The sequence below is a fragment of the Pseudovibrio sp. POLY-S9 genome, from assembly GCF_001431305.1.
In the GTDB taxonomy this organism is placed as follows: domain Bacteria; phylum Pseudomonadota; class Alphaproteobacteria; order Rhizobiales; family Stappiaceae; genus Pseudovibrio.
This window is the reverse complement of the sequence record NZ_LCWX01000012.1, coordinates 1-13129: the sequence shown is the minus strand read 5'-3', so window position 1 is coordinate 13129 and position 13129 is coordinate 1. Positions and strand designations below refer to the sequence as shown.

10 protein-coding genes are annotated in these 13129 nt (G+C 47.2%); 5 read left to right on the top strand and 5 right to left on the bottom strand.

The features are described from left to right. The 5 genes from PPL9_RS32900 to PPL9_RS00745 all read right to left on the bottom strand — a co-directional run. Positions 1 to 487, bottom strand: a 487-nt coding sequence (locus PPL9_RS32900; protein WP_208989087.1) for a cyclase family protein, incomplete at its 3' end; no start/stop codon positions are given. A gap of 205 nt (positions 488 to 692) precedes the next feature. Further along, the gene (locus PPL9_RS00760) at positions 693 to 2906 is read right to left on the bottom strand and encodes a polysaccharide biosynthesis tyrosine autokinase (RefSeq protein ID WP_057460873.1); all 2214 of its coding nucleotides are present in this window, start codon (positions 2904 to 2906) and stop codon (positions 693 to 695) included. Positions 2907 to 2911: 5 nt separating this feature from the next. Beyond that, positions 2912 to 4153: an outer membrane beta-barrel protein gene (locus tag PPL9_RS00755; RefSeq protein WP_208989085.1), complete on the bottom strand. Its 1242-nt coding sequence runs from the start codon at positions 4151 to 4153 to the stop codon at positions 2912 to 2914. Between the two features lie 251 nt (positions 4154 to 4404). Then, on the bottom strand, positions 4405 to 5016 hold the full coding sequence (locus tag PPL9_RS00750; RefSeq protein ID WP_057460853.1) for a sugar transferase: 612 nt from the start codon (positions 5014 to 5016) through the stop codon (positions 4405 to 4407). Positions 5017 to 5378: 362 nt separating this feature from the next. After that, entirely contained in the window at positions 5379 to 5558 is a 180-nt protein-coding gene (locus PPL9_RS00745; protein WP_057460852.1) for a hypothetical protein, read from the bottom strand. A gap of 403 nt (positions 5559 to 5961) precedes the next feature. On the opposite strand from PPL9_RS00745, the gene PPL9_RS00740 reads away from it, so the two are divergent. From PPL9_RS00740 to PPL9_RS00720, 5 genes are all read left to right on the top strand, one after another. Then, entirely contained in the window at positions 5962 to 7071 is a 1110-nt protein-coding gene (locus tag PPL9_RS00740) for a glycosyltransferase family 4 protein (protein ID WP_057460851.1), read from the top strand. Positions 7072 to 7235: 164 nt separating this feature from the next. Next, positions 7236 to 7829: a polysaccharide biosynthesis/export family protein gene (locus tag PPL9_RS00735; protein ID WP_208986661.1), complete on the top strand. Its 594-nt coding sequence runs from the start codon at positions 7236 to 7238 to the stop codon at positions 7827 to 7829. Positions 7830 to 7910: 81 nt separating this feature from the next. Then, positions 7911 to 9209 carry an oligosaccharide flippase family protein gene (locus PPL9_RS00730; protein ID WP_057460849.1) on the top strand — a complete coding sequence of 433 codons (1299 nt, stop codon included), beginning with the start codon at positions 7911 to 7913 and terminating at the stop codon, positions 9207 to 9209. Between the two features lie 6 nt (positions 9210 to 9215). Next, positions 9216 to 10082, top strand: coding sequence for an ATP-grasp fold amidoligase family protein (locus PPL9_RS00725; protein ID WP_057460848.1), 867 nt, complete (start codon positions 9216 to 9218; stop codon positions 10080 to 10082). Next, on the top strand, positions 10079 to 11341 hold the full coding sequence (locus PPL9_RS00720) for an O-antigen ligase family protein (RefSeq protein ID WP_057460847.1): 1263 nt from the start codon (positions 10079 to 10081) through the stop codon (positions 11339 to 11341). Before PPL9_RS00725 ends, PPL9_RS00720 begins: the two co-directional genes overlap by 4 nt. Positions 11342 to 13129 lie beyond the last annotated feature (1788 nt).

The following is a 13129-nucleotide window of genomic DNA, read 5'->3' as shown; positions in this document are numbered from 1 at the left end:
CGCGGTATTTATCAGTGCCCACATATTGCGGCCAGCCAGAAAGCATCGCGACACAGGCCCTGTCCGGGATACGCCCATGCTGGTGTTCGTACTTCAGAATATCTTCCGGCATGACACGGTAATCGGGATTATCCGCTGCTTGATCACGCACATCAATCACCGCTAACGGACAGACGAACTTCTCAACCGGAATTTCATCAATTGACTGCCCGTCCTTGCTGAAATGGATCGGAGCATCGAAATGAGTTCCCACATGTTCGTGATAGTGGAGAGTCTTCAAATTCAATCCGTCTTTAGCAAAGGTGTATTCGTAGCTCTCTTCAAATGAAGGACCACCCTCAAACGTCGGGAAATCCGGTGTCAGTGTCTGGGTGAGGTCAATCACGTTTGAAAACGAAACACTCTCCGGTAGAACATTTGCCGTCGCCGCCAAAGCAAATGCGCTCAGCACAGCACCACCCGCAACGGATGCCGCCGCCCCACACATAAACCCTCTCCGGGACAACCGCTCCCTCACCATCCGCACAACACACGCATCACACATATCCGTTCCTCTGTGGTTCAGCTGAAAAGCGTATGTGAGAAGGGATACTGAAATTTGGTAGATGTTGAGTGAATGTTTGTCCTAATAAACTCGCTTTATGCATGTTGTCGTGAGCATGTAATAGAATAATATCCTATCCCATTCAAATTTACCTATAGTAGCCATATCCATAAGATGCCTGGTGTTTGTTGAGTTTGGCTTTGCTCACATCGAAATTGTTCAAAATGACGCCGAGGGTCTTTCCTGGAGTTTGATCCAGGAGGTCTTTTGCCTGCTCAACTAAACCGCCGTCCGTATAGTTCCATGAGGCAATCAGCACAGTCGCGTCAACGACATGAGAGAGCACACGGCTGTCAATCAGTGGCAATGTTGGCGGACTATCGATGATAACCAGATCAAAAGACTTACTTGCACCATCCAGCAGCGTTTTCATTGCTTTGGACGAGAGCAATTCGGCCGTCTCCCAGAGTTCTCGGTGACTTGGAGCAGGCAAGTAATAAAGGCTTGAGCCTTCTTCATGTTTGGTAGCCTCAGCAAAGGTCACTTTTCCTGTCAGGACATCTGCAAGGCTCTTTTCATTCAGATCTCCCGGCGCATCTGCCGAGATCTGACGACGCATATCGGCATCAATAAACAGCACCCGCTCTCCAGCCTTCGCAGTGTAGTGAGCCAGATTGCGTGAAATGGTGGATTTACCTTCTCCTGGAATTGCCGAGGTAATCAGCAGTGTCTTGATCGGGTTGTCCAGACGCGAGAATTTGACCCGTGATCGCAATTCGCGAATGGATTCCGCGTAATGGCTCAGTGGGTTTGTCGATGCAAACTTAAAAATTCCTTTATTTAATGCATGGCTGCTTTTATAATTTCGTTGAGTACGTGGACTTTTAGCCATTAAGAAGCCAAAGATTGAGGTCATACGCGACTTAGTAGCGTAATGGTCTATCAGTGGCACTTGCGAAAAGAGCGGGAGGCCGATGCGGCTTTCAACGTCTTCTTTTGTTTTTAATGTGCTGTCGAAAAGCTCGATGATAAGTGCAAGCAAAGTTCCGATAATCAGACCCAAAACTAGAGAGACAACGAGAAACAATCTCTTATTTGGAAAGCTGGCGAGACTCGGAATTTCTGCGCGGCTTAATACCCTACTGCTAACAGAATCCATCTTCTCAAACTCTTGAGTTTCCTTAAGGCGTGCAAGGAAAGATTCATAAAGAGTTCTGTTTGCAGCTGCTTCTCGAACCAACTCACGTAAGTACACCTGCGCATGATTTTCTGTACTTGTTACATCACGCAATTTTTCAAGGCTGTCAAAGATTGAAGTTTCACGACGTTCTGCAACTGCTAGTTCATTTTGAGCGGTGTCAACAATACGCTGCAACTCTTTTTCAATTTGCTGACGCAGATCAATCAACTGAGAGCGAACACTCACCACTGCTGGATGCTTATGACTATATTTTACAGTAAGTGCTGCCTCTTTGCGTTCTACTTCAGATGCTTTTGCACGTAACTGAGTAATCACGGCAGATTGTGCAGCATCAGCAAACGATGAGGTAGAGCCACCTCGGGCACGGACCTTCTCAATTTGGTCGACTCGGGCTTGAGCTTCAGCAGTTTTTGTTTGCGCGAATACAAGTTGTTGATTCAATGTGGCGATCTGTCTCTCATTGATCGTCCCACCACCCGCAACCTGCAGGTTGAATTCACTTCTGAATTGTTCAACAGCTTGCTCAGAACTGCGGACTTTCACGCCGAGCTCGGACAGGCGAACGCTCAACCATTCACTTGCTTCGCGAATGGCATCGTATTTGGTTGCCAATCGGTCTGCTAGATAAGCATCAGCAAAACCATTTGCTAGGTTAGCAGCCATCTCAGGAGAGTTTGCTTGATAAGAGAGGTCCACAACGGTGGTATTGCGGTTCAACGTAACATTAAGCCCGTTGAGAACTCGTTGCTCAAGACTGGCTGATGCAGGAGGTTCACCAGTGATCTTCGCAAACACCTCCGATAGATAAGAAGGAGTGAGTTGAAACTCTGATGAATTCTCTAAGTCATGTTCATTGATAACGCGCTTAGCAACAGCATTTGAGCTGAAAATTTCGATCTGACTCTTCAAGAGTTTGTCGTCGGAGCCAAAACCACTAAGTATTGCTTTAACGTCAACTACATTCGCAGCCCTTGTTTCAATGTAGACTGAGGTAACTGCTGTGTATTTAGGCGAAGTCACCATAGAATAAGTGACACCAAGGATGGTGACAATGCCAGTGACACTGAGGATCACCAGCCAGTAATTGCGCAAAAACTGAAAAACCAGTCGAAGATTGATTGTGTCTTCTGGTGTGGCATTCGATGCTAGGGAATTTTGCATGGATTTCAATACTCTACTCTTGCGTTGATCCCTATCAGATGCCGGCTGTAGCTGCTTGCAGCTTCAGTAGACTTGAGCCTCTCAAAGTCATAGTAGGCACCGAACTTCAGGTTGCGGTTGATGAGATGTTTTGTTTCCAGTCTCGCACGCAGTGTATCGTCGCGGCGGCTGGTGCCTGCGAAGTCCTCGCGTTTGAAAGAGAAAATTGGTGAAATGACAAAGTTCCGTCGGAGTTCGTAATTCATTGAAACTTTAGCGGTTGAGGTGAGTTTGCTGACATATCCGTCAAGTGAGCTCTCTTCCACCGCTTGGCGCCCGTCGAAGTTTACGACCAGGAGCGGAGAGGGCATCCATTGAACATCAACATTGAAAGAATAAGTTGAAATGTCTCCGCGGCTGCCCAGATCATAATCCTGTTTGAGATACCCGATACCAGCAGCGCCGTGCAGGTTGCCGCGCTTATCCAGCTCCAGTCCCGTCAGAAACTCAAAGCCATTTGAGTCCCGATTTTCTGCACCGGTCGCCTTCCAGTCGCGAGCATCAAATTCCGCGCTAACAAAAGCGCTGAACCCCGGCGAAAAGGCATAATTGATTTTGCCTAGCAGATTATATCGTGTGCCATCGCGTGCATCTTGATCAATGGTGTCGCCATCCTTGGCCTCAACGTCATGGTAGTTGTAATGATTTACAGAACCGCCGCCAATGAACCTCAGGCGATTGAATACCTTTGAAACCCGGGCGGAGGCGGAGTAAGCGTCACGTCTTACGCCGTGTTTTGCGTCTGAAGAGCCATCTGCATCACCCAATCCATATTGTCTGGATTCAATGCTTGTGCCGAGGTCCAATGCAAAGTCTTTAAGGACCTCAAGCTGTGCTCCAGCTGAAGCGCGTCCTGACAACGTGGAGGCATCTGAATTGGAAAATACCTGCTTACGTTGCCCGGACAAGCCGAAGTGAATGCGATGACGTGACATGTCTGAGTTGATCGCAAGCGCTGGTGCAAAGACGCCCACCATGCTGCTTTCTTGATGATCTCTCGTTTTATAAAGATTGCTGTCGAAAGAGAGCCCGGAGGTTAGGGATGGCATGAAAACCCAGTTTGCATGCCGAATACCTTGAGCATTGTATTCCGGGTGAGAGCGCAGGCTATATCCGCCCCCGTTTTGCAAGAGAGCGCTGGAAAGATCTGAAGCCGTCGCAGCATCAAGAGCTGAAACGGCCATGCAGGCTGCAAAAGTGAACTTCATGCCATTCATGTAAGCACCAAGGAAAGCAGATATATCTTTACGCTACACATTTGATTGGAACTCATTTATTTGTTCTGTGACGGGCCCAGACTGACGAGAGAGGCTCGTGCTAGCTCGATGCGTTTATGTCGTGTCTAATGAGATGAAAGTGACGTTCTGTGCGCCTGCATGTTCTGGCGTTGCTTGAACGATTTTGACCTCACCACCGAGGAAAAGAGCGGAACTTAACCCACTCTTTTCACTCGCAAAGTTCAGTCCTTCTGCGACACTGAAAGTTGGCTGCCCTGAAATTCTGGCATGGTTGCGTGCCCCGTAGCGCTAATGCCTTCTCTACGCAGAACGATGATCATAGTCATGAAGATGATTTTCATATCGAGCCAAAAACTCTTGTTCTCGACGTACCAGACATCCAGCTCGAATCTGGAATCCCAATCGATGCTGTTGCGTCCGTTGACCTGTGCCCAGCCAGTAATTCCTGGTTTCACAAAGTGACGCATCATTTGACGCTTCGAATAGTGCTTCAAAAAGCCAGCATGTTGAGGACGAGGCCCAACAACAGACATTTCGCCCTTCAAAACATTCAGGAAACCTGGAAGCTCATCAATGCTTGTTGCACGCAAGATACGACCGAATAAAGTTAGTCGCTGATCGTCCGGAAGAAGTTTGCCAGATGCATCACGCTCCTCGGTCATGCTCCGAAACTTGTAAATTTGGAAGACTTCGCCGTTTAGTCCGGCACGATCTTGCTTGAAAATGATTGGGCTGCCCAGTCTGGTGCGTACCAAGATAGTTACCAAGATCATGATGGGTGATACAATCAGCAAGATAGCAAAACTAAAGACTACATCGAATATTCTAATCATGGTGCACTTCTAACTACTGTCGCTCACGGAAAGAAATACTTCATCCCGCCATGGTCTCAATTTGAGCAAGCCCCCAACACCCTCAGAAGAGCTACCTCACGAACTGTTTGCGATACAGCATGTCAGTCTTGCTTTGCTTATATCCCCTGCAAAGCTCAACCACCTGCTGAATGACGCAACAGAAAACCAGATCTACGCATCGCATTAGTTAGAGTTTTCGTAGAATTCTTACCAATGCTATTCTGATTTCAATTGGGGTAGGTATTTGATTCCAAGTAATAAAGTCAATATGATAAATATAGATTGTCACATAACTTAATTTATAAATATACATATAATAGTTTAGCTATTTTAATCTGCGATTATTCGAGAATTTTAACTAATATATACTTTAACGGCATTGAAGTATGTTTCATAAAATTTCCATAAAATGCCGCCCAGTTGTATCCTACGTATTTTTTGGCGGAAAACATACGTTTTTGCGCTTCAATAATATGGGAATTAGATTGCCCATGCACGACTACTGGTTTTGAAAAATTCATTCTATCCTCTCAGTTTTTCAGAATTTTCGTGAGATATGTTAAGAGAAAAACGCTGTGTTATAGTAGATAATTTAGTATAATTAGAATGAAATGGTAATGGTAATTTATTAAGTTAGATTTCAATTTGCGTAATCCTCACAATACTTCGCAAAATCATTTTATTGAATTGACTTAATCGCTTCTTGTAAAATATTTACGTCCTAGGTTGCTTTGGGTGCCAAGTGTTCACTGGGAATGTTCAGTAAAAATTTAATCTTACAGCAATCGTGCTCAGGCACTGCAGTGCAGGCTAGCATGGATCAGAAATCAACTTGTATTTGGGTTGCTCAGTCGCTCTGAAGGGGCAGCAGCAAGGGCAGGTGGGTTTGTTGTTATACCTAGTTTACTTGATTGAACAAGACAAATGCGAATACTTCTTGTTGCCAACAGCAGCTTTAAACTAATCAACTTCCGGCGTACTTTGATTGAGCAGTTACTGCGAGAAGGGCATGAGCTGATTGCAGCGGCCCCTCGCGATGATTACACGCCAGATTTCAAAAAAATGGGTGTGACATACATAGAACTCCCCATGGATGCCACTGGAACCTCTGTTGTCGCTGAACTAAAGCTGCTCCTGCAGATTTTCGGCATTACACGACGGTATCGACCCGATGCTGCACTGGGCTTTACAATTAAGCCCAACATTTACGGAGCTCTGTCTGCGCGCTTGCTCGGTATTCCGTTTATCCCGAACATTACAGGAATGGGCAGTGTCTTTGACCGTGATGATCTGTTCGCCCGTCTGATCAAAGGGCTCTACCGATCTGCATTTCGCAGATGCCCACGGGTTTTCCTTCAAAACCCTGAGGATCTTGCCTTTTTTGTCAAAACAAGTCTGATTTCCAAAGAGCAAGCCTGCCTTTTGCCTGGGTCAGGCGTTGATCTTACAAATTTCCATTCAACGGCTCTTCCGGGCAATAGTCATCGCCGAACTTTTACACTCGTCGCGCGGATGCTACGCGAGAAGGGGGTTATGGAGTTTGTCGAGGCGGCTCGTGCTCTGTCTCCCAACTTTCCGGATGCCCGCTTCGTCTTATTGGGTCCGTCAGGCTCCGGAAAGGCCGGTGCATTAAGTGAAGACGATATGAAAAGACTGACAGCCGATGGGGTCGTTGAATACCTGGGCTCAGTAAAAGATGTTCGTCCGGTTGTCGCTGATGCAGATTGTGTTGTGCTTCCTTCCTACTACCGGGAAGGCACACCAAGGTCGCTGCTTGAAGCCGCTGCTATGGGCCGTCCCATCATCACAACGACCATTCCAGGATGCAAGGACGTGGTTGATGAAGGCCAGAATGGTTTCCTCTGTGAGCCAAGAAGCACGCAATCAATTGAAATTGCAATGCGGCAGTTTCTTATGATGAGTGAGACCGCAATAAATGAGATGGGTCAAGCCTCACGCAAAAAAGCTGAACAGACCTTTGATGAGAGAATAGTAGTTGACCACTACACCTCTATTTTGCAGGCGACGGCCTAGGTCAAAACCTCAGTACGTAAGCGGTTCAGAAGGTCTTTAAGGTTCATTCCAGATCAACTTTGGTACGTAAAATCATCGGTTTACTCTTTCTTGTCCGGCATTGGTTCGCAACCACGCCAGCCGCAGGATGAAAGAGAGTTGAGACAGAAGAAAAGGGAATTGGTGTGAAGCAAAAACTGCTCAATGGCTTAACAGGTCTCGTTATCCTTGGCCTTCTGCAGGGCTGCGCTTCGGGCGAGTTCGCAGAACACAACACGCAAAGTCAGATGGCATCTGGCCGTGTCTTTTCACAGCCTGAGGTGTATCGGCTTGGTCCAAGTGACAAGCTGCGTGTCATGGTGTTTGGAGAGCCTGATCTTTCAGGTGAGTTTGTTGTCGATGATCAGGGGAAGCTCGATCTACCTCTCATCGGTGATATTCCAGCTGGCAACAGCAGTGTAAAAGAGCTGGAATCCCGCATCATCACCGCACTCAAAGACGGTTATTTGAAAGAACCGCGTGTGAGCCTGGAAGTTATAAGCTCACGCCCGTTCTTCATTCAGGGAGAAGTCGCACGACCAGGAGAGTACTCCTATAAGAACGGACTGACCCTTCAGGACGCCATCGCTGTTGCAGGTGGATATTCTTATCGCGCGAATACATCAAACATCTTCATTCGGCCAGTTGGCAGCAACTATGAAGTGCCGGTGAACCTGACAGGTGCACGCCTTTATCTGCGCCCTGGTGATAGCATCCGTATTCCAGAGAGATATTTCTAGTCCCGTGCAAACCAAAATGAAAACCATGCGACTGGCTCCTAAGCCAAAACGGTTCAGGTGTTCTGAAAAGGAACCACTGCTATGATCGCTCGCCTGCTCAGACATCAGGCTGGCATCAAGGTGCTGGCCCTCAAAGGCACTGAGGCCTTGGCAGGTGCTGCCATGACAATTTATCTGGCACGAATACTTGGACCTTCAGCTTTTGGTGTCTTTGCGTTCGGGCTCGCAACAATAATGTTGCTGGCAATCCCGATTAAAAACGGTGCATCCACGTTGATCACCAAGCATGTGGCCATTGCCCGTGAACGCAGCGGAGCAGAGCAGGCCGGACCTCTCCTGGCAACAGGACTGCGCTTGTCGCTTCTTTATGCAGGCGTGCCAATGGTGTGCCTTTGGACAGCTGTTGCATTAAGTGAAAACGCAAATGCCTTTGTTGTAAGTGTCGCACTCTTCTCTCTGGCTCTGCCATTCCTGTGCCTCACAGGCTTGATGGAGGGGGTTCTGCGCGGCAGCTTCCGGCCTAATGCAGCAATCCTTGTCGGAACCGTACTTGTGCCATTGCTCGTCCTGGCAACTGCTTTTTTATTGACAGAGCAAATGCAGGCACAAGGCTGGCGGTTCGCGATTGCAGTCTACATCGCAGCTGCAATCGCGATCACAATAATGAGCCTGGTACTTTCCCGCCCATATCTTGGCAACCTGCTACCGGTCCCAAAAGAAGACCGTATGGGTGGCCGTGAATGGATACACCTCGTCGCTCCCTTTGCGATTGTGACTGGACTTCTGATCTTCAATCGGCAGATCGATACGATACTTCTGGGTGTGCTTGCTGGAGAAAAAGAAGCTGGAATCTACCGCATCGCCGCTCAAGCATCAGTGCTTGTCACATTCGGCGTGCAAGCCATAGGTCATCTTTATGCGCCCTATCTTGCGACAGCAGACAGATCGGCAGCTCCCTCGAAAATCTCAGGATACCTTCGCAAAAGTGTTCTCTTCTCAATCGCCTTTGGCCTGTTTGCTCTCGTGGCACTCGCAGTCTGGGGAGACGAAATTATCACCTTGTTAGCAGGGCCAGAATATCTGGCAGCCTATCCGGTGATGCTCATCCTTTGCGCTGCTAATCTGGCTGTGGCCGCAAACGGAGCAACTATGCAAGCGCTTTATATGCAAGGACATCAGAAGCGCACAGCTTGGATCTTCTTTGCATCGGGTGTTTTCTCCGTTGCTGCAAACGCGACGTTGATCCCGTATCTGGGCATCAACGGTGCAGCGATTGCATCCTCTGCAGCCATTCTTTCATGGTCACTGGGCCTTCGCTGGTTAGCTTGCGGAGTGTGGCGACTTTCTTATCTAACACTCTCACCTCGTGACCAGGAGTGACAGCTCATGAAGCTACAAAACTTCCTTCCAACCGGACATTTCTGGGATAACGCACTTTCTGTCTTAAACGCACGGAAACGCTTGGGATATTTTCCGAACCCGCGGAAACCACGCAGTTTTAACGAGCATATCCTTGCGCAAAAATGGAATTTTCGGGGGGACCTTGCACTCGCAAGTCGGGTGACCGACAAGGCCGAAGTCAAAAAATGGCTCGCTGAGATTGGCATGGAGCATCTGATTGTACCAACGCTCGGCGTATTTAAAAATACTTGGGACATTGAAGCGTTTCATTTCCAAGGTGAGCTTATTGCCAAGTCCACCCATGGCAGTGGTGAAGCTTTAATCAGGACTGCCCAGAACGGTCGAGCCTTCTCTATGGAAGACTTGGAGACTTTCCGTAGTTGGTTCTCAGAAGATTATTACAAGCGCAGCCGTGAACCTAACTACAAAGGACTTAGCAAACGGATTATCGTAGAGCCTTTACTACGTGATGAAACAGGCAATCCACCTAAGGACTTCAAGTTCTTTTGTGCAGATGGTGAGCCTTTTGCTGTTCAGGTCGATCATGGCCGGTACACCCATCACACGCGCCAACTGTATGATACGAGTTGGCAGCTTCTCCCTTACTCAATGTGCTATGAGCGCAATCCGGTCCCAATGCGCAAGCCAGCCTTGCTTGGTCAAGCCCTTGAGGCAGCACGTCAGCTGTCAAAAGGCTTCGGATTTGTCCGCGTAGATTTCTATTTCATGCCAATGGGCCTCAAACTAGGCGAGATGACATTCTTCCCAGGAAATGGTGCTGAGCGTTTTTCTCCAGCAGAAGGAGATGCTCAGTTGGGAGCCGTTATGCAAAATATGTCAGGCAAACAATGACGCTAAGTACTTCAAGGCTTTCTCTTTTGTGTGCCTGGCTAGCGACTGTCGCAGCAGGGTTGACTAAAACCTTGTCACCTCCTGGTCATGGAATTGGTGGACGCGTCTCAATAGGAGACCTGGTCCTCATCCTGTTGATCGGACTTGCATTCCTTATGATTATGCGAAATGGTGGAAGAATTCGCATAACTCGCCATTATCTCAGCATTCTACCACTCTTTGCTGGTTTCTTTCTTTCGGGCACATTGGCTGATCATCAATTGGGCGCTTATATCGAACTGTGCGTCCATATTTTTGCTGTTCTGTTTTCACTGGCACTTCTTAACTTACTGCCTGAGAAAATGGATTTAGTCTTCGCCCGCCAACTTACTAAAGCGATACTTCTGGGTGCCACACTCATGGCGCTCTACGGGATTGTGGTTCTCTTTTTCTTCCCGCATTTGAATCCGGTCGTAGGCGGGTTGGCAGGCAGTTTCCGTAATACCGGGCAGGCGGGAAATTACTTTCTGGTGTTCTCCACGATTGGACTCGCGGCCATATTATCCGGATTGATACCACGTACATTTTTAAATGCCTCAATGGTTTTGACAATTTTGCTCGCACTCATCCTGACAGGAAAACGTGCATCACTTTTGGGCCTTGTGGTTGGTTTCCTTCTTCTCTTACTCATTCTGATGGTCGTTTCAAGAAAAAGCTCGGATGCGCGCGTTGGCAGCATGTTTGTCATTTCTTCGATTGTGATAGGGATTTTAGTTTTCTTTGTAATTTCCTTCTCTCTTTCGACAGTGGAAGGTGCAATGTGGCGATTTGAGGCAAAGTTCACGAAATCAGGCTTGGAGAACTTTTCCTCAGGCTTTTATTTCAGTAATCTTTTGGCTGGTTTTACTGCATTTTCAGATCGTCCAATCTTGGGCATTGGTCTTGGCAACATTGAAGGCGTTTACCACGAGTTTGAGATCCACAGCACCTACGTCGCGCTTCTGGCAACCTCGGGAGTTGTCGGATTCTTGGGATATTTTTTCTTTCTTTATCATATCATGCGAAGCGTCTTCATTCTGAGATGGAACAACGAAATGGAACGCTTTTTAGTTTTCTTCTTTCCGTTCGTCATAGGGCAAGCTGGGGCATGGATGTACACCTATACTGTCAGAAAACGGGAATTCTGGATCACAATTTTCTTGCTAGCAACATTTACAATGATACGACAGCGAATGAAGGAGCGAGACATTTTGAAAGTGATAAAAACCGACGGCAAGTAATGAACTCTAACAATTTTGAAGGCTGCTTAGAATCTAAATGGTAGAGTATTTAAAACTTCCCGAATGAGGTCGAAAGGTATGGATTATTGCTCAAGTGGGTAAGACAAAAACCCCGCTCCCGTGAGTCGTGAGAGTAAACATTGAAAGAAGGGAGTAATTTACCAAAGTCACTAAAAGCTGAAAACCCACTGATTTATAGTCACCTCATTTCCTATAGCCGCTTCGAGTTTGATATGGAATAACACACTGACCTTAATATCAATAAGTTGCGTTATTGGATGAGTTAAGGTTTTTGTTCGTGTTTGCGAGCAAATATGGTTTGAAATACTCTCAAATTGAACAAAACTATGTCCTGCATCGGCCTCCACTACTGACCAGAAACTGGAGGCACCGATTTTCTCGCTGGAAATCTCTGGATTTCATCTGATCCGAACAGAGCAACCAAGCGGAAATTCTCTTTAGAACTGAGGCGGGCTACCGATAATCCTATATTGTCCACAGTCGAGTGAAAATCTATAGCACATATGCTCTGCGTTGAGGGTATATGAACATATCATGTGATAGGATTAAGTTATTGTTTTGGCTCATGGTTGCGATTTGAGTCGTGAGCAATGAGGCAAAGACATTGCCAGTGCAGCATCACCGATTTTGCGTCGGTAAGAAGGCATATTAGAGGGACTTTATAGAGTTGATCAGAGGTGTTTTTGGAAGCAAGTAAGATATGCCTTGCCGCGGACACAACATGTCAAGGAAATACAGGAGAAGTCATACAGTTGCCAGAAGGGCGCGTGACTTAAAATAAGTTGTTATCAAGCAGGCTCTTGAACCGCGTTTACTACAAAAAGCATGTTCGAGGATGGGGGTACTAATGGGATATTGTTTGTCGGCACAACTCGGCAATACTGTCCTCACCGCGCAGTCCAGCCAGAACGATACGGATCTTGTCTTCAGTGGAATAGCGCTTTCGGGTTTTGCGCCGGATGTCTTTAACCACCTTCTCAGCTGCAGCGCTGGCGGTCCTTGCTTATTGCCCCATTGTTCACTCCTGTCGTCGTGATCATGGGCCAAAACACTCCCTTACTCAAATCGATCGATCTGTCCATAAGGCGTCGCCCACAAACAGTTTGTTGGAAAGTTGAACGTCGTTTATAAGTGGATCTGCTCCGATTACGCCGCAGCTTAAGTTATGCCACGCGTGTAGTTGCAGTAAGCTTGATCAGGGCTACTTCAGTTAAGCGATCAATGTGGGCGTTTCTGATTATAAAAGGTGATAAATCTACCGATGATCTTTCTAGTTTCTGGAACGTTGGCGTAGGCCTTGAGGCAAATTGCCGCAAAGACCATCCTTTTCATCAGGAGGCTTACCTTGCGCCGAAAGCTCTTTGTCTTCAATAGTTGTTGCAACATACGGTTGCCAACAAATGGATAATCCAGATGCAACTCATCCATTAGCCTCACGAGGGCATGTATTTCTGTTGAGACCGGGTACGACTGGTAGTTAACACCGCTTCTAGAAATGTTGGAGGGCTAAGCTTGGCGAATAATCGAAGGTTTGTGCTTCTGATAAATCATCTTTGAGCGCTCCAGACATGAAGTCTTTCTCCAAGGCCAAGTTCTTAATCTTAGCGGGCAGCCGTTTGATATCGACTCCAGGTTCTGTTTATCAGTGCCAAATACATCTAGCAAAGCTACTAAAGCGTTTCGAGATTAATTTGAGATGCATCCTGCGGCTTTGAAGTAGTTCCAGCATTCTGTCGGATTGTAGAGGTCGCAGATTTCCCCGATGGC

Excerpts from the sequence above, each read along its gene's own strand:
- PPL9_RS00760 (WP_057460873.1), bottom strand. The coding sequence starts at position 2,906 with ATGCAAAATTCCCTAGCATCGAATGCCACACCAGAAGACACAATCAAT.
- PPL9_RS00755 (WP_208989085.1), bottom strand. The coding sequence starts at position 4,153 with ATGAAGTTCACTTTTGCAGCCTGCATGGCCGTTTCAGCTCTTGATGCT.
- PPL9_RS00750 (WP_057460853.1), bottom strand. The coding sequence starts at position 5,016 with ATGATTAGAATATTCGATGTAGTCTTTAGTTTTGCTATCTTGCTGATT.
- PPL9_RS00745 (WP_057460852.1), bottom strand. The coding sequence starts at position 5,558 with ATGAATTTTTCAAAACCAGTAGTCGTGCATGGGCAATCTAATTCCCAT.
- PPL9_RS00740 (WP_057460851.1), top strand. The coding sequence starts at position 5,962 with ATGCGAATACTTCTTGTTGCCAACAGCAGCTTTAAACTAATCAACTTC.
- PPL9_RS00730 (WP_057460849.1), top strand. The coding sequence starts at position 7,911 with ATGATCGCTCGCCTGCTCAGACATCAGGCTGGCATCAAGGTGCTGGCC.
- PPL9_RS00725 (WP_057460848.1), top strand. The coding sequence starts at position 9,216 with ATGAAGCTACAAAACTTCCTTCCAACCGGACATTTCTGGGATAACGCA.
- PPL9_RS00720 (WP_057460847.1), top strand. The coding sequence starts at position 10,079 with ATGACGCTAAGTACTTCAAGGCTTTCTCTTTTGTGTGCCTGGCTAGCG.